25 protein-coding genes are annotated in these 22,560 nt (G+C 62.6%); 11 read left to right on the top strand and 14 right to left on the bottom strand.

All coding sequences use genetic code 11. From position 1 onward, the window contains the following. Window positions 1–230: 230 nt before the first annotated feature. From GNP00_RS15530 to GNP00_RS15510, 5 genes are all read right to left on the bottom strand, one after another. The gene (locus GNP00_RS15530; protein ID WP_166016152.1) at window positions 231–1,049 is read right to left on the bottom strand and encodes an ABC transporter permease; all 819 of its coding nucleotides are present in this window, start codon (window positions 1,047–1,049) and stop codon (window positions 231–233) included. Further along, entirely contained in the window at window positions 1,049–1,990 is a 942-nt protein-coding gene (locus GNP00_RS15525; protein WP_011582952.1) for an ABC transporter permease, read from the bottom strand. Before GNP00_RS15525 ends, GNP00_RS15530 begins: the two co-directional genes overlap by 1 nt. A gap of 8 nt (window positions 1,991–1,998) precedes the next feature. Then, window positions 1,999–3,600, bottom strand: coding sequence for an ABC transporter substrate-binding protein (locus tag GNP00_RS15520; protein WP_011582953.1), 1,602 nt, complete (start codon window positions 3,598–3,600; stop codon window positions 1,999–2,001). 294 nt (window positions 3,601–3,894) lie between these two features. Then, window positions 3,895–4,980 (bottom strand): hypothetical protein, encoded by a 1,086-nt coding sequence (locus GNP00_RS15515; protein ID WP_011582954.1) that lies wholly within the window; start codon window positions 4,978–4,980, stop codon window positions 3,895–3,897. Window positions 4,981–4,988: 8 nt separating this feature from the next. Continuing rightward, window positions 4,989–5,765, bottom strand: coding sequence for an IclR family transcriptional regulator (locus GNP00_RS15510; protein ID WP_041544878.1), 777 nt, complete (start codon window positions 5,763–5,765; stop codon window positions 4,989–4,991). Window positions 5,766–6,037: 272 nt separating this feature from the next. Between GNP00_RS15510 and GNP00_RS15505 the strand changes: the two genes are divergently transcribed. From GNP00_RS15505 to GNP00_RS15495, 3 genes are all read left to right on the top strand, one after another. After that, the gene (locus GNP00_RS15505; protein ID WP_011582956.1) at window positions 6,038–7,867 is read left to right on the top strand and encodes an ABC transporter ATP-binding protein; all 1,830 of its coding nucleotides are present in this window, start codon (window positions 6,038–6,040) and stop codon (window positions 7,865–7,867) included. 171 nt (window positions 7,868–8,038) lie between these two features. Next, window positions 8,039–8,209, top strand: a complete 171-nt coding sequence (locus GNP00_RS15500) for a hypothetical protein (protein WP_157038128.1) — start codon at window positions 8,039–8,041, stop codon at window positions 8,207–8,209. A 41-nt stretch (window positions 8,210–8,250) separates the two neighbouring features. After that, window positions 8,251–8,460, top strand: coding sequence for a hypothetical protein (locus GNP00_RS15495; RefSeq protein ID WP_011582957.1), 210 nt, complete (start codon window positions 8,251–8,253; stop codon window positions 8,458–8,460). 92 nt (window positions 8,461–8,552) lie between these two features. On the opposite strand, the gene GNP00_RS15490 is transcribed toward GNP00_RS15495, so the two are convergent. From GNP00_RS15490 to GNP00_RS15480, 3 genes are all read right to left on the bottom strand, one after another. Continuing rightward, window positions 8,553–9,071, bottom strand: coding sequence for a hypothetical protein (locus GNP00_RS15490; protein WP_011582958.1), 519 nt, complete (start codon window positions 9,069–9,071; stop codon window positions 8,553–8,555). Window positions 9,072–9,082: 11 nt separating this feature from the next. Further along, on the bottom strand, window positions 9,083–9,715 hold the full coding sequence (locus tag GNP00_RS15485; RefSeq protein WP_011582959.1) for a CGNR zinc finger domain-containing protein: 633 nt from the start codon (window positions 9,713–9,715) through the stop codon (window positions 9,083–9,085). Window positions 9,716–9,844: 129 nt separating this feature from the next. Next, on the bottom strand, window positions 9,845–10,324 hold the full coding sequence (locus GNP00_RS15480; protein ID WP_011582960.1) for a pyridoxamine 5'-phosphate oxidase family protein: 480 nt from the start codon (window positions 10,322–10,324) through the stop codon (window positions 9,845–9,847). Window positions 10,325–10,479: 155 nt separating this feature from the next. Here GNP00_RS15480 and GNP00_RS15475 point away from each other — a divergent pair, with 155 nt between their 5' ends. From GNP00_RS15475 to deoA, 6 genes are read left to right on the top strand one after another with little or no spacing between them, the layout of a single operon-like run. Next, complete coding sequence (locus GNP00_RS15475) at window positions 10,480–12,012, top strand: ABC transporter ATP-binding protein (RefSeq protein WP_041544883.1); 1,533 nt, start codon at window positions 10,480–10,482, stop codon at window positions 12,010–12,012. Continuing rightward, window positions 12,009–13,148, top strand: coding sequence for an ABC transporter permease subunit (locus GNP00_RS15470; protein ID WP_011582962.1), 1,140 nt, complete (start codon window positions 12,009–12,011; stop codon window positions 13,146–13,148). The genes GNP00_RS15475 and GNP00_RS15470 overlap by 4 nt, the downstream gene beginning before the upstream one ends. After that, window positions 13,148–14,119 carry an ABC transporter permease gene (locus GNP00_RS15465; RefSeq protein WP_011582963.1) on the top strand — a complete coding sequence of 324 codons (972 nt, stop codon included), beginning with the start codon at window positions 13,148–13,150 and terminating at the stop codon, window positions 14,117–14,119. Before GNP00_RS15470 ends, GNP00_RS15465 begins: the two co-directional genes overlap by 1 nt. Beyond that, the gene (locus tag GNP00_RS15460; protein ID WP_011582964.1) at window positions 14,119–14,514 is read left to right on the top strand and encodes a cytidine deaminase; all 396 of its coding nucleotides are present in this window, start codon (window positions 14,119–14,121) and stop codon (window positions 14,512–14,514) included. The genes GNP00_RS15465 and GNP00_RS15460 overlap by 1 nt, the downstream gene beginning before the upstream one ends. Continuing rightward, the gene (locus tag GNP00_RS15455; protein WP_011582965.1) at window positions 14,511–15,317 is read left to right on the top strand and encodes a purine-nucleoside phosphorylase; all 807 of its coding nucleotides are present in this window, start codon (window positions 14,511–14,513) and stop codon (window positions 15,315–15,317) included. Before GNP00_RS15460 ends, GNP00_RS15455 begins: the two co-directional genes overlap by 4 nt. A gap of 4 nt (window positions 15,318–15,321) precedes the next feature. Next, entirely contained in the window at window positions 15,322–16,638 is a 1,317-nt protein-coding gene (gene deoA / locus GNP00_RS15450) for a thymidine phosphorylase (RefSeq protein WP_011582966.1), read from the top strand. 112 nt (window positions 16,639–16,750) lie between these two features. Here deoA and upp read toward each other — a convergent pair whose 3' ends face one another. The 5 genes from upp to GNP00_RS15425 form a co-directional block, all read right to left on the bottom strand. Next, window positions 16,751–17,380: a uracil phosphoribosyltransferase gene (gene upp, locus GNP00_RS15445; protein ID WP_166016150.1), complete on the bottom strand. Its 630-nt coding sequence runs from the start codon at window positions 17,378–17,380 to the stop codon at window positions 16,751–16,753. Window positions 17,381–17,478: 98 nt separating this feature from the next. After that, window positions 17,479–18,456 (bottom strand): adenosine deaminase, encoded by a 978-nt coding sequence (locus GNP00_RS15440; RefSeq protein WP_011582968.1) that lies wholly within the window; start codon window positions 18,454–18,456, stop codon window positions 17,479–17,481. Between the two features lie 20 nt (window positions 18,457–18,476). Further along, window positions 18,477–19,106, bottom strand: coding sequence for a phosphonate metabolism protein/1,5-bisphosphokinase (PRPP-forming) PhnN (gene phnN, locus GNP00_RS15435; protein ID WP_011582969.1), 630 nt, complete (start codon window positions 19,104–19,106; stop codon window positions 18,477–18,479). Further along, window positions 19,106–20,245 carry an alpha-D-ribose 1-methylphosphonate 5-triphosphate diphosphatase gene (locus GNP00_RS15430; RefSeq protein WP_011582970.1) on the bottom strand — a complete coding sequence of 380 codons (1,140 nt, stop codon included), beginning with the start codon at window positions 20,243–20,245 and terminating at the stop codon, window positions 19,106–19,108. Before GNP00_RS15430 ends, phnN begins: the two co-directional genes overlap by 1 nt. 1 nt (window position 20,246) lies before the next feature. Next, window positions 20,247–20,954, bottom strand: coding sequence for a DUF1045 domain-containing protein (locus tag GNP00_RS15425; RefSeq protein ID WP_011582971.1), 708 nt, complete (start codon window positions 20,952–20,954; stop codon window positions 20,247–20,249). 268 nt (window positions 20,955–21,222) lie between these two features. On the opposite strand from GNP00_RS15425, the gene GNP00_RS15420 reads away from it, so the two are divergent. Next, a complete protein-coding gene (locus tag GNP00_RS15420) occupies window positions 21,223–21,648 on the top strand; it encodes an Hsp20 family protein (RefSeq protein ID WP_011582972.1) in 426 nt (141 codons plus the stop codon). 91 nt (window positions 21,649–21,739) lie between these two features. Beyond that, window positions 21,740–21,997 carry a BQ00720 family protein gene (locus GNP00_RS15415; RefSeq protein WP_011582973.1) on the top strand — a complete coding sequence of 86 codons (258 nt, stop codon included), beginning with the start codon at window positions 21,740–21,742 and terminating at the stop codon, window positions 21,995–21,997. A 60-nt stretch (window positions 21,998–22,057) separates the two neighbouring features. On the opposite strand, the gene ptsN is transcribed toward GNP00_RS15415, so the two are convergent. Then, entirely contained in the window at window positions 22,058–22,522 is a 465-nt protein-coding gene (gene ptsN, locus GNP00_RS15410) for a PTS IIA-like nitrogen regulatory protein PtsN (RefSeq protein WP_011582974.1), read from the bottom strand. Window positions 22,523–22,560: the final 38 nt, after the last annotated feature.

The raw sequence follows: 22,560 nt of genomic DNA, 5'->3' as shown, positions 1-22,560 counted from the left end.
CATTCCGTATTGCATTGCAATTTTACATATCACATTACGCTATGTTTGTGCGCCGCTGTCAACCGCCAAGGTGGCCTCCTTCGTAAGATTCGCTGTAAGCCGGCACATATTCGGTCTGCGTCGCGAACCGCGAAAGTCGCACCAGACAGGTGCCGGCGACTCTGGAAGAAGCGGGGGTCTTACGAGACGCTCGTCCAAGCTCCGGAACTTTCCCTCCGGTGCCGGCTCCACTAGCCGGGGCCGGCCATGCGCACGTCCAGGTGATCGCGTAATGCGTCACCGATGAGATTGATCGAGTAGATGACAACCGCCAGGAAGGAGCCGGGCACGAACACCGTCCAGGGCGCCGTCGATATGTAGAGCCGGCTTGAGGCGATCATGTTGCCCCAGGTCGGAACCTCGGGGGGTAGGCCTGCGCCGAGGAAGGACAGGCTCGACTCGATGATGATCGCCGACGCGACGATGTAGGTGCCCTGCACCATCAGCGGCGCATAGGTACTGGGCATGATGTAGCGCAACAGGACGCGGGGAGTCCGGATGCCGGATGCCGTAGCCGCCTCGACATAGGGCAGCTCGCGGACGGAAAGGATCACCGCACGCGCCAGTCGCGCCACGCGCGGTATCTCGGGTATAGCGATGGCGATGACCATGATTCCCAGCCCCGGCTCGTGCAGCGCCACGAGCGCGATGGCCAGCAGGATGGAGGGAATGGCCATTACGCCGTCCATGACGCGCATGAGAAGCCGATCAAGCCAGCGCCAGTATCCTGCCAGGACGCCCAGCGTCAGACCGATACCGACCGCCAGCATGGCCACTGCGAAGCCGACACTGAGCGAGACGCGCGCGCCGTAGAGCGAGCGCGCGAAGATGTCGCGTCCCAGGTGATCGGTGCCGAACCAGGCATCCGGTCCCGGAGGCATCAGCCGGTTCGCCGGCGTGGTCATCAGCGGGTCATTCGCGAGAAAGGGCGCAAACAGCGCGCCGGCCAAGCAGACAGACAGCAACCCAACGCACAGGAACAGCCCAGGCGATCTGCTGAGGCGGAGCATCAGTAGCGAATCCTCGGGTCAAAGAGCCGATAGGAGATGTCGACCAGCAGGTTGATGCAGACATAGACGCCGGCAAACAGCAGCGTCACGCCTTGGATGATCGGATAGTCGCGCCGCGCGATGGCGTCGACCACGAGCCGTCCGATCCCCGGCACGTTGAACACGGTCTCGGTGATCACCACGCCGCTAATGAGGATCGCGATGCCGTTGCCGACTATGGTGGCGATCGGCACAGCGGCATTCTTCAGCGCGTGCCGGAAAAGGATGCTCCGGCGCGGTACGCCTTTGGCACGCGCGGTACGGATATAATCCTCCGAGAGCACCTCCAGCATAGAGGCGCGTGTGATGCGGGCGATCAGTGCGACATAGACGGTGCCGAGGGTCAGCGACGGCAGGATGAGATGGCTGAGCCACGGCCAGAAACCGGCGCTTATGGGCTTGTATCCTTGCACAGGCAGATAGCCGAGCCGGACCGCGAAGACGAACATCAGCAGATAGCCGACGACGAATGTAGGCACCGAGAAGGCGATGACGGCAAAACCCATGATGGCGCGGTCGAGCCGTGAGTTGACGCGCGCCGCAGCAATGACGCCAAGAGTGACCGCAGTGCAGACTGAAACGAACAACGTTGTCACCGCCAGCGATATGGTGGGACCGGCACGTTGTCCGATCAGCGACACGACACTCTGACGCCAATAGATGGAGTTGCCCAGATCGCCGTGCAGGATCGGGCTGAGCCAATTCCAGAAGCGGAGATGGATCGGTTGATCCACGCCTAGCGCAACGCGAAGCTGCGCGATCGTATCGGCCGTCGCATTTTCGCCCGCCATGATGGCGGCGGGATCTCCGGGCGCGAGGAACAGCAGCAGGAAGACGATGATCGCGACCACCGCCATCACGGGGATGGCGGTGGTCAGTCCCTTGATGAAATGGCCGAGCATCGGCGTGTTCAGACTCGCTTGACGTTCCAGAAGGCAAGTACGCCGGGAATGCTAACGAAGCCGTCCAGGTTGCTGCGATATGCGACCGGTTGCACCCAATGCCCGTAGGATACGCGCGGCACGATATTCCAGGCGTTCTCCTGGATTTCCGCCGCAATCGCCACCCGCTCCTCAGGCGTTTCGGCCTTCATCCAGGCGGCCTTCAGTTCCTCGTTGCGTTCGTCCGAAGGCCATCCGAACCACCCGTTCTCCCCGATCGTGGCCATGTGACCGAATGTGTAGGGGTTCGAGCTTATAAAGCCGTTGAAGGTGGAGACGAAGGCATTCCAGCCGCCCTCCGAAACCGGTCCCTTGTTCGGCCTGCGCTGCAGCAGAGTCGCCCAGTCGATGGCGTCGATCTGCACGTTGAAGCCGGCCGCCCGCATCTGCTGCGCGATGATTGTCACGGCGTCGGCATTGACCTGGCGGTCGGTCGCCTGGAGAAGCACGACCGGGGTTCCGTCGTAGCCGCCCTCGGCCAGCAGTTGCTTCGCCTTCTCCGGATCCGGCGCTATCCTGAACCACTCGGAGTTCGCTTCGTTGTAAAGCGGCGAACCGTAGGTGAACCAGCTCGGATGCGCGTTAAACCAGTTCGGATCGCCGAAGAGGCCCTTCAGGACCGCCTCCTGGTCAATGGCATACAGCATGGCCTGCCGCACCTTCAGGTTATCGAAGGGCGGCTGCAGCCAGTTGAGAATGATGGAGCCCTCGGTGCCGGACTTCATGATGTCGGCGACCTTGAGATTTGAATCGCTTTCCAGAACGGGGAGGAAATCGATCGGCGGAATTTCGTAGAAGTCGATCTCACCGGCCTGCAGCGCCGCGATCGCAGTTTGAGCGTCCGGCATGTTCACCAGAATGACGCGCTCGAAATTCGCAATCTTGGCGCCCGAAAGCCCGCTCGCGGGCTCCTCGCGGGGCACATAGTTCGGATTACGATCGTAAACGTAGTCGATACCTGGACGGGTTTCCTGCGTGTTGAGCACATAGGGGCCGGAGCCGATGCAGACGTCGACCGCCTGAGCCGGATCCATTTCCGCCTCGCGCTTGCGCATGATGAAGCACAGTGGCGTTGCCGGGCTGCCCAGCATTGCCGCCAACAACGGGAACGGCTCCTTGAGCTTGAATTGGAAGGTGCGGTCGTCCAAGGCCACCAGCTCCTGCGTAGCCGCCGCCAGCAGCTTGCCGTTCTGGCTGGCACGCGCCTGCCAGCGCAGGATGGATGGTATCACGTCGGCCGTCGTCACAGGGCTGCCGTCGGAGAAGGTCAGACCGTCTCGCAGCGTCATCGTCCAGGTCAGCTTGTCCTCGGATATCGTGTAGTCGCCGACCATTTGTGGATGCGGCATCTGGTTTTCATCGTTGCCGAAAAGCATGTCGTACACGAGCGCACCATGATAGGCCGCGATGTTCGACGTGGTCACGATCGGGTCGTAACCCACCATGTCCGTGTAAACCGCCACTCGCAGCATGCCCATTTCTCCCGACTGGGCGAACGCCTTGAGCGGCATGGAAAGAAGGGCGCCTGCGGCGGCGGAGCGGCACAAAAATCCTCGTCTCGAGAGTGTCATGCTGGTTCCCCTTATTTTTGCAAAGACGCCCACGCGATATTGCTACTCATTCAGGCGAATTGCATTGTAATTTTCTATATCGAATTATGCTACATGAAATTTTTGTGTCAACGGACTTATTCCTTGAATTCTAGACATTTCGTGCTGGACGGTCTGCATGCGCCCGCATCGGGATCGTGGAGGTCGCAAAGAGGCGTTATCGCCGGCATGCCGGCGATATGGGCGCAGTTGGTCAGCGTCCTCAGAACCGCTTCAACCTGAATGGGTTCAGGCCGGCACTGCGGCGACGCAACTTCAAGCGGGGATGGCTTCCAGCCTTGCGCGCAGCTTCATCTGCTCCGCGGCGACCTGCTCGATCTGAGCGACCTCGAAGCCATCAGCAAAAGGAAAGCCTTCCGCCGCGAGTGACTCGCGCAGTAAGCCGGTAAAGCGGGCATGGCCGCTGCCGTCGACGACCAATCCCATCTCGGTCTCAAAACGGGCATTCCAAGCGATCGCCTCCGCTTCGGATACCTGGGTGGGAAGATCCAACTCCAAGCGCCCGCCGGCAAGCCGTACCGGGTAGCCTCCCGGCCGTCCGGAAGGTCCGGGGACATGCCCGGTCCAGGGCAGGCCGAGCACGAAGGCCGACATCAGCGAGACGCCGCTTGCGCCTGAGATCTCGATCGCGGGTGCGACCGTGAGCTTGATATTACGGAAACGGACGAAGACGTCCTCCAACTCCTCGCCGTTTATCCAGACGCGCGGCGGCACGCCGCCGCGACTTTCCGCGGGCATTCGCCAGGCGACCAGTTGCTGGTAGTGCGCAAGCACCTGCAGCTTAAGCGTGCGGTCGGAAAGCGCGCCACTGAAGGCGTTGGACAGAATGGCGACGTTACCCGTGCCGCACAGCACGGGAATGCCACGCGCTTCGAGCAGCGCATTCACCACGTCGGGAAAGCAGCAGTTTATCAATGCGCTCTCGACGCCGGCGTCCCGGATGGCCTCGCCAACGTTAAGCGTCAGCAGCGACTGCGTGGCTGCGGTCGCGCTCAACCCGGCGCGGGCGATGAGGCGGCTCCATCTGGTATCCTCGTGACCGATCACGGCGGACGGCTGCGACGATGCGGTCTGCACCACCAGGCGCGGGCGGCGTTCGGCCAGCATCCGGGTGACCGACGGCTTGTCTGAGGCGTCGAGGACGACCGGCTCGAACACGGCTGGACGGCCGAACATGAAGGCGCGCGCATTCGCTGCGGTGACCAGCCAGTCCAGCCGTTCTCTGTTGCGCGCCGCGATGAGGACGCGGATCGGACCGGGCGCTATCGCGCCGAGATCGGTGACGATCCGCTCGGCAAACTGGCCCGCGCCGAAGACGGCGATGTCAACCTGGCTGGTCATCGATGTTCCTATGCCTGCGGCCTTTTTAAGTCTCGCGGTTGCGGTCGGCCGTGGGAAAGTGCCTCCGCAACCGTGATCAGCAGCGGCGCGAAGCGCTTGCGGGCTTCCTCAGGTGTACAGCGAAGCTTGCTCACGCCGATGCTCACCGCCGCGATCGACCGGCCATTCACACCATATACGGGCGCCGCGACGGAAATGTCGTTGAGGTAGATCTGATCGACGACCAGCGCATAGCCGTGCTCCGCCGTCAGCTCCAGCTGTTCGACGATCTCGTCCATCGCCCATTTCGTCTTCGGCGTGATCGGCTTGCGGTCGGAGCGTTGGATGATCGCCAGTGCTTCGGCGCGCGGCATGCCGGAAAGCAGGGCCAACCCCGGCGCCGTGCAGTAAGCCGGCAGGCGCGTGCCAGTGATGACGTCGGTTGTAAGCATGTTGCGGCTCACAAGCCGCTGGATGTACACGATGTCGGTATCGTCCAGGACGGTCAAGCTGACGGCCTCTTCCGTCGTCTTGGACAGGTTCAGCAGGTGGGGGGCCGCCGCGCGCACGAGTTCGTTGCTGCGCGTGAAGTTGGCGCCGAACTCAAGCACGCGAGCGGTCAGCTCGAACCGCTTCGTGTCCGGATCCTTGCGCAGCAAGCCAAGCTGCACCAGCGTGTGCGTAAAGCGCTGAGATCCGCTCTTGTCTAACCCCGTCAGCGCAGCCACATCGGCCAGGCTCATTGTCGGTTGTCCGTTGCTGAAGGCGCCGAGAATGCGCACCGCTTTCTCGACCGACTTCACCATCAATGGATCGCGAGCGCTCAAGACGCCCCCCGATTGGGTTGACGGTGCGGAAATGCCATAAGGCAGGGCTGAGGACCGGCTGATTTCGAGTTGACAGATGGAAAATCCATCGGACTAATATCCAATATGAAGTTTCTCATTGCAATACGCAATAGCGCGTCGCGGCAGGCTATGGAAGAGGCTTGCGAGACGTTTTTCACCGGCTTCCGCATTCCTCGGGGGCAGTGATCTCGAATTCTGCGACGGAAGGGACGCACAGGGATAGACTGCACATGGCCGACGGCGGATCGCAAGCGAAACCAGTTCTAAGCATCACCAACCTTGCCACGTCCTTCCGGCAAGGCAATGACTGGACGCAGGTGCTCAACGGCATCTCCTTCGACGTGCCGCCTTCACAGACGGTCGCGGTGGTTGGCGAGTCCGGATCCGGTAAGAGCGTAACCGCACTGTCCGTGATGCAGTTGCTACCGGGCTCGACGGCGCGGGTGTCGGGGTCCGTCAAGCTTGACGGGCGCGAACTCCTTGGGCTCTCCGAGACGCAGATGAACCAGGTTCGCGGCAATGAAATTGCCATGATATTCCAGGAGCCGATGACCAGTCTGAACCCCGTCATGACCATCGGCTTCCAGATCGCCGAGGCAATACGGATCCATCGGGGCCTCGATGCCGCGGCGGCGCGCGCCGAGACCGTGCGCCTACTGGAGAAGGTGCGCATCCCGTCCGCGGCCTCGCGGTTCAACGATTATCCGCATCTATTCTCGGGAGGCATGCGCCAACGGGTCATGATAGCCATGGCGCTCGCCTGTCAGCCGAAGCTACTGATTGCGGACGAGCCGACGACGGCGCTTGACGTCACCATTCAGGCCCAGATCATCGACCTCATTCGCACGCTGCAGCGCGAGGAGCGGATGTCGGTCATTTTCATCACCCACGACATGGGCGTTGTGGCGGAGCTTGCTGACCACACGGTGGTGATGTTCCGCGGCGATGTGGTGGAGGAGAACACGACGGAGGCGATCTTCGCCAATCCGGCGCACCCCTACACGCGCCGGCTGCTTTCCGCCGTGCCGACGCTCGGCTCTATGAGGGGAACCAGCGCGCCGAAGCCGTTCCGGATACTTGACGTGGAGGGGCGGCCGGTGGTCGCAGCACAGGCGCAGCGCGCGCAGAAAAAGGCGGCCGCCGGCGGTGCCCTGCTGGAGGTGAGGAACCTTGTGAAGCGTTTTCCTATTCATAGGGGTGCGTTCGCGAGGCTGAGTGGCCATGTCCACGCGGTTGAGAACGTCTCTTTCTCCCTTCGCGCCGGGGAGACGCTGTCGCTGGTGGGCGAGTCGGGTTGTGGAAAATCGACCACCGGACGCTCGATATTGCGGCTTGTTCAGCCGGACGGCGGAAAGGTGATATTCGATGGCCATGACGTGATGACCGCCGGCAGTGCCGAAATGCGGGACTTGCGGCGCGGCATGCAGATCGTGTTCCAAGACCCCTTCGCGAGCCTAAACCCGCGCATGAGGATCGGCCAAATCATCTCCGAGCCGATCTTGGCGCACGGCCTTGCCAGCGCCGGTGAGGCACGCGACAGGGCTGCCTCACTGATGGAGCAGGTCGGCCTGTCGCCGCAGATGATGTCGCGCTACCCGCACGAATTCTCCGGAGGCCAGCGGCAGCGCATCTCGATCGCACGGGCACTGTCACTCGACCCCAAGCTGATTGTGGCCGACGAGGCGGTCTCTGCCCTCGACGTGTCGGTGAAGGCGCAGATCATCAATTTGATGTTGGAACTGCAGGACCGGCTTGGGGTGGCCTACTTGTTCATCTCCCATGACATGGCGGTGGTCGAGCGCGCCAGCCACACGGTGGCGGTGATGTATCTAGGTGAGATCGTCGAGATGGGGCCGCGTGCTGCGATCTTCGAAAACCCGCAGCACCCCTATACGCGCAAGCTGCTGGCCGCTGTGCCCGTGGCGGATCCCACGAGGCGGAACTTCCGCAACGCTATCTCGAATGACGAATTGCTAAGTCCGGTGCGACCGCTCGGCTACAATCCACCCCCGCGAAGCTATCGCGAGGTCGCGTCGGGGCATCTCGTCCGGGTGGCATAGGGGCCAGCCAAAGAACGCCTGTGAAGCACAGCTTGCAACAGAACCGCAAGGCCGAGCGTGGACCAGACAAGAGCCGGTTCCTACTGCCGCTCACCTTGACAGGTCAGGCTGAACAGCGTCGAGCCACTGGTGACCTGCATCAGCGGTGGGAAATTCGGTGTTGAAAGGGGCATGGCCAGCCAGACCGAATTGACCGGGATCAAATCGACGGGATTGCGGGTGTTGATCAGAGGTTCGCCGCGTCAGCCAGGAGTAAACAAAGCACGAATTAAAGTCAGAGTTGAGCACAGGGAAAACGAACCGGCGAAAGACCATCGTCGCGACGGCAATCTCGCCGAATAAAAAATATTGACGCTCGAAGCGTCGATCCGCTAGCTTCGCTCATGCCTTACCGTCGCAAAGCAAAAGAAGCCGGCATTCTAAATCCCTCCGAAGTAAAACTCCTCGGCCGTGTTTTCGACAATACGGCGATGCCGGGCGAAACCGAACATGACCGCGAGGCACGCGCTTCGCGAATACTTGGTTATTATCTGGCGGGGATTACCGACGAAAATGAGCTGACCGCGCTCGCCAAGCAGGCACTGGGCCGGTAGCAGCCAGAAATCGAACCCGATCTCCCGGCGAAGCGCCCGGTCGGCCGGGTGGCCCCATTATTACCACCACGCGATGATCCGCCGCAGGAATATCAATCTCCGGGAGCCCCGCCCAGCGCCTTCATCTCTTCAGGATTGCGATGATAGCCGGGGCCGACGGTCAATGGCCGGTCGGGAACGATCGTGTCGCTGATCTGACTCCGATAGGTCCGCTCCGTCTCCCAGAGCAGATTTTTGCGTTCCCGGTCATAGACTTTGATGGCCACATCATAGGGCTTGCCAGCCTCCACGCCACGGATCGAGGGAGAGCGCAGGGCATAGCGATCCGTCATCGTGCTCACCCGTTCGGAGACAATGTGCGCAGGTCCGCCTTCGGGATCCTCAAAGCTCGCCTCGATGATCGATCCGCTTGCCAGCGGTCGTTTTACCTGCGCCGTGAAGCCGTAATAGACGTCCGCGTTCCGGTAGTTGAACATGAAGCCGCCGCCCACGATATCAAGATAAGGCTGATCGGACAGATCCTCGCGGGTAAGCCATCCAGCCAAGAAAAGCGCGGCGCAAAGCGCAAGGGCCACGCCGAGAACCGTCTTTTCCGACCATTTCCAGCGCATGCCCTCCTCCCTCAGCGGCGGTGGCGCTCGGCATAGCGTCGCGCCTTGGCGGCTGCGCCGCAATGCTCCATGCTGCACCAGCGGCGCGAAGCATTCTTCGTTTCGTCATAGAAAAGCCAGCCGCAGCCATAGGGCGCGGGGCACTCCTTCAGTCGCTTCACGTCTTCCCGCGTCAGCATATCTGCGGCGGAAAGCGCGACCGCCAAAGCCGGAGACCTGAGGTCGAGCCTCGTTTCGTCTTCTACCCATCGGAAGTTCCCGCCTGTTGCAGCCAGAATTTGCCGCCCGCGAGCCTCGCGCAGCCAATCATTGAGAAGGCACAAATCGGCCTCCGGCACAGGCGTTTTCTCAATGGCGCTGCGGAAAATCCGGTAAAGCGCCTCACGCAAGACGATTGCGGCGCGATGCATTTGCGCCGACTCCTCAGGGGCGGCGAGAGCCCGCGCTGCAAGGCGCTCCAGGGCAGCAGGAGCGAAGAGCCGTGTCTGCCCGCACCAGCCCAGGATTTCAGGGAAGCCGGCCAGATAATCCCGCTTCGCCGGTCTGGCGCGGTTGTCGACAGTGTTGACGAAGTCGAGAGCGGGCCGCCCTCCGAAGAAGAACGGCACGGGACCGTCTGAGGTTTCCGCCGGTGAAGGAGACATGGAGCATCTTGTCCGCAGAGCCAAACCAGCAAAACCATTTTTGCCGGTTTGGTCAAGCGGGGATGGTCTCCTAACGGACCAACGCAGGGTGCTGATCGCACCCTGCTCAGCCTCGGCTGATCCAATCGCTCAGAAATTCACTTTGGCATTTTCGCCCATTGCCGGTCGGGCGCTGGACATGGCGGCTGCGGCCATTTTCACATAGCTGATGATGGTGCCGGGACTATCCCAATATTGCGCGTCCTGAGGCACGACCTTGAGAATACGGATGTTCGGGTCATCGGGACTTTTCCACCATGCCTTTGCCGGTGTCGACCATAGCTCGCGGACCTTGTCGCGATCATCCATGACCTCGGCGATGCCGCTCACCGAAAGATAGGTCTGGCTGCTCGTGTCGGCGAAGGCGAGGACCACATGCGGATCCCGGCCCAGCTCCTCCTTTTTATGACTGTCCGCGTCTGTCAGGAAATAGATAATATGGGCTGCGCGATCGAAATAGGCGGCCATCGGGCGGCTGCGCAGCGCCTCGCCGTCACGGCTTCCAAGCATGCAAATGCCGATCTTTCGGATCAGCTCCCATACACGTTCTTCCTTATCCATTTCTGCCATCGGGATTCTCCATCGGCTTGGGGCTCTTTCCACCAACCACGCCCCCAGCCGGCTTGTTCCCGCCCCTATCGGCATTGGCCAGGCGGCGTGCCCGGTTGGCAGCCTCAAGACCGCGTGGTACCTGTTGACCAAAAGATAAAATGGCAGGCCGGCCCATGGGGAATGCTGCGATCGAGCTGATCGGTATCGACAAGAGTTTCGGCTCGGGCCATGCCAACCGGAACATCAGCCTCAAGATCCCCGCGGGAACGATCCACGGCATCATCGGCGAGAACGGCGCGGGGAAATCCACGCTGATGTCCATTCTCTACGGCTTCTATCAGGCCGACAGGGGGCGGGTCTGCGTGCGCGGCGAGAAGGCGAAGATCGAGACTCCCAGCGATGCTATCGCGCTCGGTATCGGAATGGTGCACCAGCATTTCATGCTCGTGCACAATTTCACGGTGCTTGAAAACATCATCCTCGGGGTCGAGGGTCATTCCCTGCTCGGGTCCTCGATCTCCAAAGCCCGCTCCGAGCTCCAGCGCCTGGAGCGCGATTACGGGCTTGAAGTCGATCCCGACGCAGTCGTGGAAGACCTGCCCGTCGGGCTTCAGCAGCGCGTGGAAATCCTGAAGGCGCTCTACCGCGGCGCCGAAATCCTCATCCTGGACGAGCCCACGGGCGTGCTCACGCCGGCCGAAGCCGACCATCTCTTCCGCATCCTCCGTCAGCTCAAGGAAGAGGGTAAGACAATCGTCCTCATCACGCACAAGCTGCGCGAGATCATGGCCGTCACGGACAATGTCTCTGTCATGCGGCAGGGCGCTCTGGTCGCGACTCTAAAGACCGGCGAGACCACCGTCGAGGAACTGGCGGAGCTGATGGTGGGCCGCCGCGTCCTGCTGCGCGTGGAGAAGGGGCCGTCCGCTCCCGGCGAGGTGCTCCTTTCGGTGACGAACCTTTCCGTAAAAGATTCGCGCGGCGTGACGATGGTCGATGACATTTCCTTCGACCTGCGAGCCGGCGAGATCGTCGGCATTGCCGGCGTGGCGGGAAACGGCCAGTCGGAACTCCTCGAAACCATCACCGGCATCCGCAAGGCCGTCTCCGGCACGGTGACGCTCGACGGCCGGCCGATAGACCTGACCGGCGCGGCGGACCCTTCCGAACTTCGCGCCCGCGGCCTCGCCCATGTGCCGGAAGACCGGCACCATATGGGCCTCGTGCTACCCTTCGACGAAAGCGAGAATTCCATCCTCGGCTATCACCGCCAGCCGAAATATGCCAAGGGCCTGTTCCTCGACATGGACGCGATCCGCGACGACGCCGTCGAGAAGATCGGGAAATACGACATCCGCCCGCCCGATCCGCGGCTAAGGACCGCCAATTTCTCCGGTGGCAACCAGCAGAAGATTGTGCTGGCGCGCGAGATGGAGCAGGACCCAAAGGTGCTGATCGTCGGCCAGCCCACGCGCGGTGTCGATGTCGGCGCAATCGAATTCATTCACAAGCGGCTAATCGAGATGCGAGACCGGGGGAAAGCCGTGCTGCTTGTCTCCGTGGAACTCGACGAGATCCGCTCCCTGTCGGACCGCATACTGGTGATGTGCGGTGGCCGCATCGTCGGCGAGCGCGACGCGACCGCCACCGAAGGTGAGCTCGGCCTACTCATGGCGGGCGTGGATGAGAAGGAGGCCGCCGAGTGAGCGCGCCATACGCAAAGCTGCCGGCCTGGGCCGATTACGGGCTGATTCCCCTCATCAATGTCACGGTTGCCTTCATCGTCGCCGGCCTCGTCGTCCTGCTCATCGGTGAAAACCCGTTCCGCGCCGCCGTCATTTTGGTCGACGGCGCGCTGGGGCGCGGGCAGGCCATCGCCTACACGCTCTATTATGCGACGAGCTTTATCTTTACGGGGCTTGCCGTCGCGGTCGCTTTTCATTGCAGCCTTTTCAACATTGGCGGTGAAGGACAGGCCTATGTCGGGGGCCTGGGCGTTGGGCTCGTCTGCCTCGCCTTCGACAGCGTGCTGCCCTGGTGGCTAACATTCCCGCTCGCCATTATCGGCGCGGCAGCCTTCGGCGCGGCCTGGGCCTTCATTCCGGCTTATCTACAGGCCCGGCGCGGTTCCCATATCGTCATCACCACCATCATGTTCAATTTCATCGCCGCGAGCCTGATGGTCTATCTGCTGGTGAACGTTTTGAAGCCCGCCGCCAGCCAGGCGCCGCAAACGCGCACCTTTCTGGAGGGAGGGCGGCTCCCGAAACTCAATTTCCTGCTTGATGCGGTCGGGCTTTCGGTGCGCTCCTCGCCCTTCAACCTGTCATTCCTACTGGCGCTTTTGGCGGCCTTCCTCGTCTGGGTGCTCATCTGGCGCACGCGCCTTGGCTATGAAATCCGCATGCGCGGCCACAGCCCGAAGGCGGCGCGCTATGCGGGCGTCAGCGAAACCCGCATTATCATAATCACCATGCTGATCTCCGGTGCGCTTGCCGGAATGATGGCGCTCAACCCGGTCATGGGCGACCAGAACCGGCTACAGATCGACTTTGTCACCGGCGCAGGCTTTGTCGGCATCGCCGTGGCGCTGATGGGCCGCTCGCATCCGGCGGGCATCGTCCCGGCTTCTATCCTGTTCGGCATCCTCTATCAGGGCGGCGCCGAGCTTGCCTTCGAGATGCCCGGCATATCCAGAGACATGATCGTTATCATCCAGGGCCTCGTCATCCTCTTCGCGGGAGCGCTCGAAAACCTGTTCCGGCCTAGCCTGCAGGCGCTCTTCGCGGGCATCCGCCCTGCCCCGGTCGGAATCGAGGCGAAGCAGGGGGAGCGGGTCTGATGGATTTCTTTAGCACGCTTGTCTTCCTGCTCGATTCCACCATCCGCGTCTCGGTGCCGCTGCTTCTAGCCGCGCTCGCCGGCCTTTATTCGGAACGTTCCGGCGTTTTCGATATAGGGCTCGAAGGCAAGATGCTCGGGGGCGCCTTCGCCGCCGGGGCGGCGGCTGCCGTCACGGGATCCCCCTGGATCGGCCTTTCCGCAGCCGTAGCAATCGCCGTCTTCCTCTCGCTCGTCCACGGCTTTGCCTCCATCACCCATCGCGGCAACCAGATCGTCTCGGGCGTGGCGATCAACTTCATCGCCGCAGGCTCCACCATCATTCTCGGCCAGGCCTGGTTCAGCCAGGGTGGGCGCACGCCGCTGCTCGGCGGCGATGCACGTTTCGGCGCAATCCAGCTCCCCTTCGCGGGGTCGCTGAGCGATGTGCCGATCATCGGCGAACTCTATTCGGACCTGCTCTCCGGTCACTCCCTTATCGTCTACATTGCCTTCCTGCTGGTGCCTTTCACCTGGTGGGTGCTCTTCCGCACCCGCTTCGGTCTGAGGCTCAGGGCGGTCGGCGAGAACCCTGCCGCAGTGGATACCGCCGGCATCTCCGTCGCGTGGCTGCGCTATCGCGCGCTCATCTGCACCGGGATTCTTACCGGTCTTGCCGGCACCTATCTGGCGCTTTCCCAGAATGCAGGCTTCGTGAAGGACATGACCGCCGGCCGCGGCTATATTGCCCTGGCAGCCCTCATCTTCGCCAAATGGCGGCCCGTCCCGGTGATGTTCGCCTGCCTGCTCTTCGGCTTTCTCGATGCTTTCGCCATTCGCATTCAGGGCACGGCCTTGCCGCTCCTTGGGCAGCTCCCGGTGCAGTTCATGCAGGCCCTGCCGTATATCCTCACCGTCATCCTGCTTGCGGGCTTCATCGGCAGAGCCGAGCCACCGCGCGCCGGCGGAATACCCTATGTGAAGGAGCGTTGATGAGTACCGACGAACTCTTCGCCGCCGCGAAAGCGGCGATGGAACGGGCCTATGCGCCCTATTCGCGTTTTCCAGTGGGAGCGGCGATTCGAACCGATGCAGGCGCGATCCATGCCGGATGCAATATTGAGAACGCCTCCTATCCCGAAGGCTGGTGCGCGGAAACCACCGCGCTCGGTCATATGGTGATGGCCGGCGGCGGCCGCGTCAGCGAGATCGCCGTCGTGGCGGAGAAGATGCCGAAGATAGTGCCTTGCGGCGGCTGCCGTCAGCGTCTGTCGGAATTCGTGACGGCGGACGCGAAGCTGCACCTTTGCAGTCCGACCGGTGTTGTGGAAACAATTCCCTTCTCCTCCGTCTTCCCGCGTGCCTTCGATCTGGAGCCCGGCGCATGAGAAATACGATCGACATTCTGATCGAGCGGCTGAACGGGCTCGCGCCGCGGCTTGCCATCGTGCTCGGTTCGGGACTGGGCGCATTGGCGGATGAGCTGACAAAGCCCGTGCACATCCCCTACGCGGACCTGCCCGGCTTCCCGCTAAGCGGCGTCAGCGGCCATGCGGGCGAGCTGGTCGCCGGCTATTTCGGCAGCGTTCCGGTAATTATGCTCGCCGGCCGGTCGCATTATTACGAGCACGGAAATGCCGCCGCCATGCGTCCGGCTCTGGAAGTGCTGGCTGGGATTGGTGTCACCGCCATTATCCTTACCAATGCCGCTGGCTCGCTTCAGGTGGACATGCCGGCTGGCTCAGTGATGCTCGTTGAAGATCACATCAATTATTCCGGTATGAATCCCCTGATCGGCGAGCAGTCGGAAGCACGCTTCGTAGGCATGAGCGCGGCTTATGACCGCGACCTTCGCGACGCGCTTGAGCGCGCGGCAAGCAAAGCCGGCGAGACGCTGCACAAGGGCGTTTATATGTGGTTCTCCGGCCCAAGCTTCGAGACGCCGGCCGAAATCCGCATGGCGCGTATGCTCGGCGCGGATGCCGTCGGCATGTCCACCGTGCCCGAGGTGATCCTCGCCCGCTTTTTAGGCCTGCGTGTCGCCGCCTGCTCGGTCATTACCAATCTGGCCGCTGGCCTCGGCGCGGGCGAGCTCTCGCATGACGAGACCAAGGACATGGCGCCGGTGGGCGGTGGGAAGCTGGCGAAAATCCTTACCCAGTTCATGCGCGACAGCGCCGCAGAGATCTGACCCCATGCCGCTCCCCCAGGAAATCATCCGCAGGAAACGCGACGGCAAGGCTCTGTCGCCGGCCGATATCGCTGATTTTGCGGCCGGTCTTGCCTCCGGCGCCTGGAGCGAAGGGCAGGTGGCCGCCCTCGCCATGGCGGTCCTGCTCAACGGCATGGAGCGCGATGAAACCGTCGCGCTCACTCTTGCAATGCGCGATTCCGGCGACGTGCTCGACTGGTTGTCACTTCCCGCCCCGGTCACCGACAAGCATTCCACGGGCGGCGTGGGCGATAATGTCTCGCTGATGCTGGCGCCCATCGTCGCCGCCTGCGGCGCCTATGTGCCCATGATATCGGGGCGCGGGCTCGGGCATACGGGCGGCACGCTCGACAAGATGGACTCCATTCCCGGCTATCGCAGCCAGCCGACGCGGGAAGAGTTCGAGCGAACCGTGCGCGCCGCCGGCTGCGCCATCATCGGCCAGACGGGAGACCTTGCGCCCGCGGACCGCCGCTTCTACGCCATCAGAGACGTGACCGGCACGGTGGAATCCATCCCTCTCATCACGGCGTCGATTCTTTCCAAAAAACTTGCCGCCGGCCTGCAGTCGTTGGTCCTCGACGTAAAATCGGGCAACGGCGCCTTCATGGCCGAGAGGAGCGAGGCTCAGGCGCTCGCGACCAGCCTCGTGCAGGTGGCGCAGGGCGCGGGGCTATCTGCCAGCGCGCTTATCACGGACATGAACGAGCCGCTCGCCACGGCCGCGGGCAATGCTGTCGAGGTGCGAAACGCCGTCGATTTTCTCACGGGAGAAACACGGGATGAGCGCCTTGAGGAGGTGACGCTGGCGCTGGCGGCCGAGATGCTCGTAGCCACGGGCATCGCATCCGGTGGGGAGAATGCGTTGAAACGCGCCCGCACGGCGCTCGAAAGCGGCGGTGCGGCCGAGCGCTTTAGCCGGATGGTCGCCGCGCTTGGCGGCCCCGCCGATTTCGTTGAGAAGATGGACCAATATCTCCCTCGCGCGCCCGAAACGCGTGCTGTGAAAGCCGAGCGGGCGGGATTCGTCGCCAGCATAGACACGCGGGCGCTGGGAATTGTCGTGGTCGAACTCGGCGGCGGCCGGCGCAGGCCGGAAGATCCAATCGACCACGCCGTCGGCCTCACAGCCACATTGCCCATCGGCAGGGAAGTCCGCCGCGACGATCCGCTGGCCGTGGTCCATGCCCGCACGCCCGCCGATGCCGAACGGGCAGCCGAAGCGGTCCGCCGCGCCTACCGCATCGCCGATGAGCGGCTTTCCACGCAATCGCCTGTGCTGGAGAAGATCGCGGGCTGAGAAGCGCCGAAGCTAAGCACCCCCTCTCTTCCGACGTGTGGGTTGTTAGCGTCTTCGCTTCATCCTTCGCGCCCACGCGCCCGCAGAGCTGCGCAACTCCCCGCGGCTGCACTCATTTCGTGCCGTACATCCGGTCGCCGGCATCCCCCAGCCCCGGCAGGATATAGCCATGCTCGTTGAGCCGCTCATCGATCGAGGCGGTGAAGACCGGCACGTCCGGGTGCATTTCCCGGAAATGCTGGATCCCCTCGGGGGCGGCAAGCAGGCAGAGGAAGCGGATGTTGGTGGCGCCGCGCGATTTGAGCTTGTCGACCGCCGCAACAGCCGAATTGGCGGTGGCCAGCATGGGGTCGACCACGATCACCAGCCGGTTTTCCAGATCGCTCGGCGACTTGAAGAAATATTCCACCGCCTCCAGGGTCTCCTGGTCACGGTAGAGGCCAATATGGGCCACGCGGGCGGCCGGCACCAGGTCCAGCATGCCGTCGAGGAGGCCGTTGCCGGCGCGCAGCACCGAGGCGAAGACCAGCTTCTTGCCCTCCAGCGTCGGCGCTTCCATGGTGGTGAGCGGGGTTTCGATGATGCGCGTGGTCAGCTCCAGGTCGCGCGTGACCTCATAGCAAAGCAGCAGCGAGATCTCGCGCAGCAGCCTGCGGAAGCCAGCCGTCGACGTCTCCTTATCGCGCATGATGGTCAGCTTGTGCTGGACAAGCGGGTGATCGACGACGGTTACGCCCTGCATTGCTACTCTCCGCAAAACTCTTTTCGACCGGCAACAATAGCGCTTATGCCGCCCGCCGCCAGACGGCGGCGCGCCCCTGCCACAGATTTGTGCTCAGGTCACGACTCCACCACCGGCTTCAAGCGGGCAAATAGCGCCGCGCGGGTCTTCTCATCCACGAATGCGGCCTCGATAGCCGTGCTCGTGATCGCGTTGAGAGTGGTTTCATCGAGCCCGAAATATTCGGCCGCCACCGCATATTCCCGCGCGAGGCTGGTATGGAAATGCGGCGGATCGTCGGAGTTAAGCGTCACCCGGCAGCCCGCGGCCACAAGCTGAGGAAAGGGATGACGCGCGAACTCGGGAAAGACCTTAAGCACCACATTGGAGACAGGGCAGACTTCCAGCACCACGCCTTCATCGGCAATCCGGCGCACGAGATCGGGATTTTCGATTGCCCGCACGCCATGGCCGATGCGCGAGGGGCGGATATGGTCCAGCGCGGCTTCCACGCTTTCCGCCCCGCCGAACTCACCGGCATGGATGCTGATGCCGAGCCCCGCTTCGCGGGCGATATCGAAGGCGTAGGCGAAGTCACGGGGATGGCCGGCGCGTTCGTCGCCCGCCATGCCGAAGCCCGTCACCAGAGGGTGCTCGCACGAGGCGGCGAAGCGCGCAGCTTTCTCCACGGCTTCCGGCCCGAAATGGCGCACGCCGGTGACGATCATGCGGGATTCGATGCCGGTTGCAGCCTTTGCCTGGACCATGCCCTCGGCCAGCCCATCCGTATAGGCCTGAGGAGAGAGCCCCGCTCGCTCCGCGTGGTCCGGCGATGTGAAAAACTCCGAATAGATCGCGCCCCCGGCGGCAAGCTCCTTCAGATAAGTCTCGGCCAGAAGCGCATAGTCCTCCTGCGTACGGAAGAGGCTCGCTGCCTGATCATAGGCGAGAAGAAAGGTGGTGAAGTCTTGCCAATAATATGCACCGCCCCGGATGAAGGAGGAGATGTCGGCGCCGTATTTGCGTGCCTGGGCTTTCACCAATGCGGGCGAAGCCGCGCCTTCTATATGGCAATGCAATTCGGCTTTGAGCAGCATGGTCCTGTCCCGTTCTGGGATCAGACCATATCACAAACGTCGCTCCAGGCAGCCGCCTTGCGCAGCGCCTCTAGAAAGCGCTCTCCCGCCTGTTCCAGCGGACCGGAATTGTCGATGACGAGGGCGCCGGGCACGTCCAGCTCGCCCGCCTCGCTCCGGGCAAGGCGGGACAGCACCTCGTCGCGCGTCTCACGACCGCGACGCGACAAGCGCTCCGCCAGCACCCCGCGGGGGGCTGTCACAATAACGGGAAAAATGTGGGCGTAGCGCTCCCCGAGCGCAGGGATGATCGCCCGCGACACATTGGCCACAACCACGCCGCCCGAACGCATCTCCTCGTCGAGCGCCGCCGGAAGGGCATAGCACAGCCCGTTGGCACGCCAGGACAGCGCGAAAGCGCCGGCCGCCTCTTCACGCTCGAAGGTCGGCACGTCCCGGGTATCGTGCTCTTCGCCGCCGGGCGCAAAAGGCCGCGTAATGATCCGGCGCGCGAAGACGATCTCGCCGGCAAGATTTCCCAGCCGCTCGCGAGCATAGGCCATCACCGAATCCTTGCCGCCGCCAGATGGGCCAGCCACGGCAACGAAAACGCCCTGCCGGATGGGAAAGGGCGCCTCGTTCTGCGCGCGTTCTATGCTGGCCGAGAACATCAGGCGACGCGCCGTCCCTCGCGCCAAACGGTGCGAACGACAGGGATGCCGTCATCCAGCCGCACCCGCACCAGATCGGCCCGGCGGCCCGGCTCGATTACCCCGCGGTCGGTAAGTCCTACGGCTTCCGCGGGATTTTTGGATACCTTCGCCACTGCCTCGGGCAGGCTGATGCCGTCGACCACCTCGCCAAGATGGAAGGCCGCCTGCACAAGGCTGAAGGGAATATAGTCGGAGGAGAGTATGTCGAGATCGCCCGCCTCGGCAAGCTCCCGCGCCGAGACATTGCCGGAATGGGAGCTGCCGCGCACCACGTTGGGAGCGCCCATGAGCACGGCCATGCCCGCCTCCTTGGAGGCACGCGCAGCAGCCATGGTGGTCGGGAATTCGGCCACCCGAACGCCGTCAGCCGCCGCTTCGCTGACATGTTCGACCGTCGCATCATCATGGCTTGCAAGGATGATGCCGTGCGCCCGGCACACTTCGGAGATGGCGCGCCGGTTCGGGCCGGAGTTTTTGTCGGATTCGGCGATGCGCCGATCGCAGAAACGCCGAAACTCCTGGTCATCGAGTTTCAACGCGACCTTGTAATAGCTCGCATAGGCGTCGAGATTCGTGAACTGCCGCTGGCCCGGCGAATGATCCATCAGCGAGGCGAGCTTCAGATGCGGATCACTGGCGAAGAGCGCGAAGCCCGCAAGGCAGTCGGGCGCCGAAACCTCGCAGCGCAGGTGCAGGAAATGGTCGGCGCGCAGACGGCCGGCCGCTACGCTTTCCTCGATGGCATCCGCCAGGCGGCGCATTTCGCCGGATTCCATATCCGCATCCTCGTCCATGCCGACGCGCAGCGCGTCGAAGACGGTCGTAATACCGGATGCCGCGATCTGAGCGTCATGGGCGAGCACCGAGGCCACCGGGTTCCATCGAACCTTAGGCCGCGGAGAATAGTGCCGCTCCAGGTGATCAGTGTGAAGCTCAACGAGGCCCGGAATCAGGAAATCGCCCTCCATGTCCTCGCCGGCGCCGGTGCTGCCGCGGGACACGTCAGCGATGTGCCCATCGCGGACGAGGATGTTGCCGCTCACCACCTCGTCGGCAAGAACGATGCGGGCATTTTTCAAGATCAGTTCACTGGGCATTTCAGGCAAATTTCCTTTCCCTCTCGCCGCCAATGGCGTGCAGGGACTTGATGTGGAACGGCGCGCCAGTGTCCGGCTCGGCAAACAGCGCAAGGCGGGAAACCTCCAACGGTTCCAGGAGAAGCGGCCCGAAGAAGTCGCCTATTGCGGCTTCCATCCGGGCAGCTTCGGCGGCAGGCACCCGCCCCGTGAGCGTCATATGGAAGCGAAATTCGTCAAATACATGGGGGTAGCCCCATTTGTAGAGATTTTTCAGCTGCGTGGGCGTGAGGCTGTCGGGATTTCGCCGTTCCACTTCCTCCGGCGTCAAAGGCGCCCTGAAGGGCTCAAACTCCGTGACCACATCCGCAGCAAGCTCATCAAGCTCGGGGGCAGGGGCCGCAGGCACCAGAGCAAAGAAGCCGTCGAGCCGGGCAAGCTTGATCCGCTCGACGCTGAAGGGCTTGCGCTCGGAGGCAAACTTGGAAAGCGCTGCGATCAGCTCAGCCTCGCTTTTCCCCTCCGCCAGCTGAAAGGGCGCCTTCAGCGTGGCGTGAAAGCCGTAGCGGCGGGCGGCTGCAGTGTGGAAGGCGATCTCGGCGGCGGAAAACGACCCTGCGGCAATGGGCGCTGCCATCTGGCCGCCGAAGGCGCTGCGCCCCAGCCATCGCTCTGCCACCCGGGAGAGCGGGTCGTCCTTATCCGGCGTAAAATAGATCGCGTATCTCATGTTCCATCCCTGCAGACCGCGATTGGACTAGGTGATTTGCGTGACAAATTAACGAACCCGTCGCGGAAAACTATGCGCGGCTTTGTTCCAGCGGAAGCTTTTTGCGATCGCGGGAGATATTAACGCGTTTGGCGCCAATAGGGTGATCACGCCCACAAAGGGCTGCCTTCTTGAACTTGTTGACCGGATCGACCATATCAACGGCATGGGTGGAAACGCCAGTTCGGGTTTTCGCCTATCCGGGTCGCTCTTTGAGGACAGGAAGGACATGACGCGTATGACGCCGTTTTCGAACCCGCTTTTGCTGGGGTTCGACACTATGGAAAAGACGCTCGAACGCATCGCGAAATCGGGTGACAGTTATCCTCCCTACAATATCGAGCGGATCCGCAACGAAGACGGGCGAGGCGAACGTCTGCGCATCACGCTTGCTGTTGCCGGCTTTTCGGAGCAGGACCTCGAAGTGACCACGGAGGAAAGCCAGCTCGTGGTACGCGGGCGCCAGAATGACGAGGCTGAGCGCGAATATTTGCATCGCGGCATTGCCTCAAGGCAGTTCCAGCGGGTTTTTGTCCTTGCGGATGGAATGCGGGTTCTCGGCGCGGAGCTCAAGAACGGCCTGCTCTCCGTCGATCTGGACAGGCCCGAGCCGGAGCGGCTGGTGCGCAAAATCAACATTTCGGTGAAGGAGTGATGATCCGGGCCGGTTCTATCATTTCCACCGGAACCACAAAGCTCTTGAGTGGGTTGGTCTTGAAAGACGGCCCGCCAAATAGGAGGCTGAAATGACCAACAATGGAACCAAGTTCACAGTTACCCAGCAGCAGCTGGCCAATTTGGGTGAAGGCGCAATCGCTTACATGCGGGAGATGGACGCCGATGAGCTCAAGGTGAAGTTCCCGGGAATGCCCGACATGACTCCCGGCACGAAGCTATGGGCGCTCTTCGCGGCCAACGGGCAGCCGATTCTGCTGGCCGACCAGCGCGACGCGGCGCTTGCAGGTGCTTTCCAGAACGATCTCAAGCCCGTCAGTCTTCACTAGACGGCAAACTATGGGATGACGCGCCACGCAAGCGGTTTGCGTGGCGAAAGGACTCCGAATTCAGGCAGCGTTCGAGGCGGGAGCTTCCGACAAGAAGGTGTGGATGGCGGCGGCGTCGCGCGTGCCGCGTATCTTAGCGGTCGTATCCGCGTCGCGCAGCACACGGGCAATGCGCGAAAGTGCCTTCAAATGATCGGCTCCTGCGCCCTCCGGCGCAAGCAGCAGGAACACCAGATCGACGGGAAGATCGTCGAGCGAATCGAATTCCACCGGCGTTTCCAGCCTGGCGAAAACGCCGGTGATTTGCTTGATGCCGGGAAGCTTCCCATGCGGGATGGCAATACCGTTGCCGACCCCGGTGGAGCCAAGTTTTTCCCGTTGCAGGATGGTTTCGAAGATTTCGCGTTCCGGCAGACCGGTTCGCTCAGCGGCTTTCTCCGCCAGCAGCTGCAACACCTGCTTTTTGGAATTCGCCTTCAAGGCAGGCAGGATCGCCGAAGGCTCGATAAGATCGCTCAGATCCATTTCATATTCCCCTGCTTGCCATTCCCTTTGACGGGCCG

Origin of the sequence: Chelativorans multitrophicus (genome assembly GCF_011317445.1) — a bacterium.
GTDB classification, from domain to species: Bacteria; Pseudomonadota; Alphaproteobacteria; order Rhizobiales; family Rhizobiaceae; genus Chelativorans; species Chelativorans multitrophicus.
The sequence above is the reverse complement of the archived record's forward strand: the minus strand, read 5'-3'. Positions and strand labels throughout refer to the sequence as shown.

What these genes read in the sequence shown, in the direction of transcription:
- GNP00_RS15530 (WP_166016152.1), bottom strand. Translation starts at nt 1,049, where the DNA reads ATGCTCCGCCTCAGCAGATCGCCTGGGCTGTTCCTGTGCGTTGGGTTG.
- GNP00_RS15525 (WP_011582952.1), bottom strand. Translation starts at nt 1,990, where the DNA reads ATGCTCGGCCATTTCATCAAGGGACTGACCACCGCCATCCCCGTGATG.
- GNP00_RS15520 (WP_011582953.1), bottom strand. Translation starts at nt 3,600, where the DNA reads ATGACACTCTCGAGACGAGGATTTTTGTGCCGCTCCGCCGCCGCAGGC.
- GNP00_RS15515 (WP_011582954.1), bottom strand. Translation starts at nt 4,980, where the DNA reads ATGACCAGCCAGGTTGACATCGCCGTCTTCGGCGCGGGCCAGTTTGCC.
- GNP00_RS15510 (WP_041544878.1), bottom strand. Translation starts at nt 5,765, where the DNA reads ATGGTGAAGTCGGTCGAGAAAGCGGTGCGCATTCTCGGCGCCTTCAGC.
- GNP00_RS15505 (WP_011582956.1), top strand. Translation starts at nt 6,038, where the DNA reads ATGGCCGACGGCGGATCGCAAGCGAAACCAGTTCTAAGCATCACCAAC.
- GNP00_RS15500 (WP_157038128.1), top strand. Translation starts at nt 8,039, where the DNA reads ATGGCCAGCCAGACCGAATTGACCGGGATCAAATCGACGGGATTGCGG.
- GNP00_RS15495 (WP_011582957.1), top strand. Translation starts at nt 8,251, where the DNA reads ATGCCTTACCGTCGCAAAGCAAAAGAAGCCGGCATTCTAAATCCCTCC.
- GNP00_RS15490 (WP_011582958.1), bottom strand. Translation starts at nt 9,071, where the DNA reads ATGCGCTGGAAATGGTCGGAAAAGACGGTTCTCGGCGTGGCCCTTGCG.
- GNP00_RS15485 (WP_011582959.1), bottom strand. Translation starts at nt 9,715, where the DNA reads ATGTCTCCTTCACCGGCGGAAACCTCAGACGGTCCCGTGCCGTTCTTC.
- GNP00_RS15480 (WP_011582960.1), bottom strand. Translation starts at nt 10,324, where the DNA reads ATGGCAGAAATGGATAAGGAAGAACGTGTATGGGAGCTGATCCGAAAG.
- GNP00_RS15475 (WP_041544883.1), top strand. Translation starts at nt 10,480, where the DNA reads ATGGGGAATGCTGCGATCGAGCTGATCGGTATCGACAAGAGTTTCGGC.
- GNP00_RS15465 (WP_011582963.1), top strand. Translation starts at nt 13,148, where the DNA reads ATGGATTTCTTTAGCACGCTTGTCTTCCTGCTCGATTCCACCATCCGC.
- GNP00_RS15460 (WP_011582964.1), top strand. Translation starts at nt 14,119, where the DNA reads ATGAGTACCGACGAACTCTTCGCCGCCGCGAAAGCGGCGATGGAACGG.
- GNP00_RS15455 (WP_011582965.1), top strand. Translation starts at nt 14,511, where the DNA reads ATGAGAAATACGATCGACATTCTGATCGAGCGGCTGAACGGGCTCGCG.
- deoA (WP_011582966.1), top strand. Translation starts at nt 15,322, where the DNA reads ATGCCGCTCCCCCAGGAAATCATCCGCAGGAAACGCGACGGCAAGGCT.
- upp (WP_166016150.1), bottom strand. Translation starts at nt 17,380, where the DNA reads ATGCAGGGCGTAACCGTCGTCGATCACCCGCTTGTCCAGCACAAGCTG.
- GNP00_RS15440 (WP_011582968.1), bottom strand. Translation starts at nt 18,456, where the DNA reads ATGCTGCTCAAAGCCGAATTGCATTGCCATATAGAAGGCGCGGCTTCG.
- phnN (WP_011582969.1), bottom strand. Translation starts at nt 19,106, where the DNA reads ATGTTCTCGGCCAGCATAGAACGCGCGCAGAACGAGGCGCCCTTTCCC.
- GNP00_RS15430 (WP_011582970.1), bottom strand. Translation starts at nt 20,245, where the DNA reads ATGCCCAGTGAACTGATCTTGAAAAATGCCCGCATCGTTCTTGCCGAC.
- GNP00_RS15425 (WP_011582971.1), bottom strand. Translation starts at nt 20,954, where the DNA reads ATGAGATACGCGATCTATTTTACGCCGGATAAGGACGACCCGCTCTCC.
- GNP00_RS15420 (WP_011582972.1), top strand. Translation starts at nt 21,223, where the DNA reads ATGACGCGTATGACGCCGTTTTCGAACCCGCTTTTGCTGGGGTTCGAC.
- GNP00_RS15415 (WP_011582973.1), top strand. Translation starts at nt 21,740, where the DNA reads ATGACCAACAATGGAACCAAGTTCACAGTTACCCAGCAGCAGCTGGCC.
- ptsN (WP_011582974.1), bottom strand. Translation starts at nt 22,522, where the DNA reads ATGGATCTGAGCGATCTTATCGAGCCTTCGGCGATCCTGCCTGCCTTG.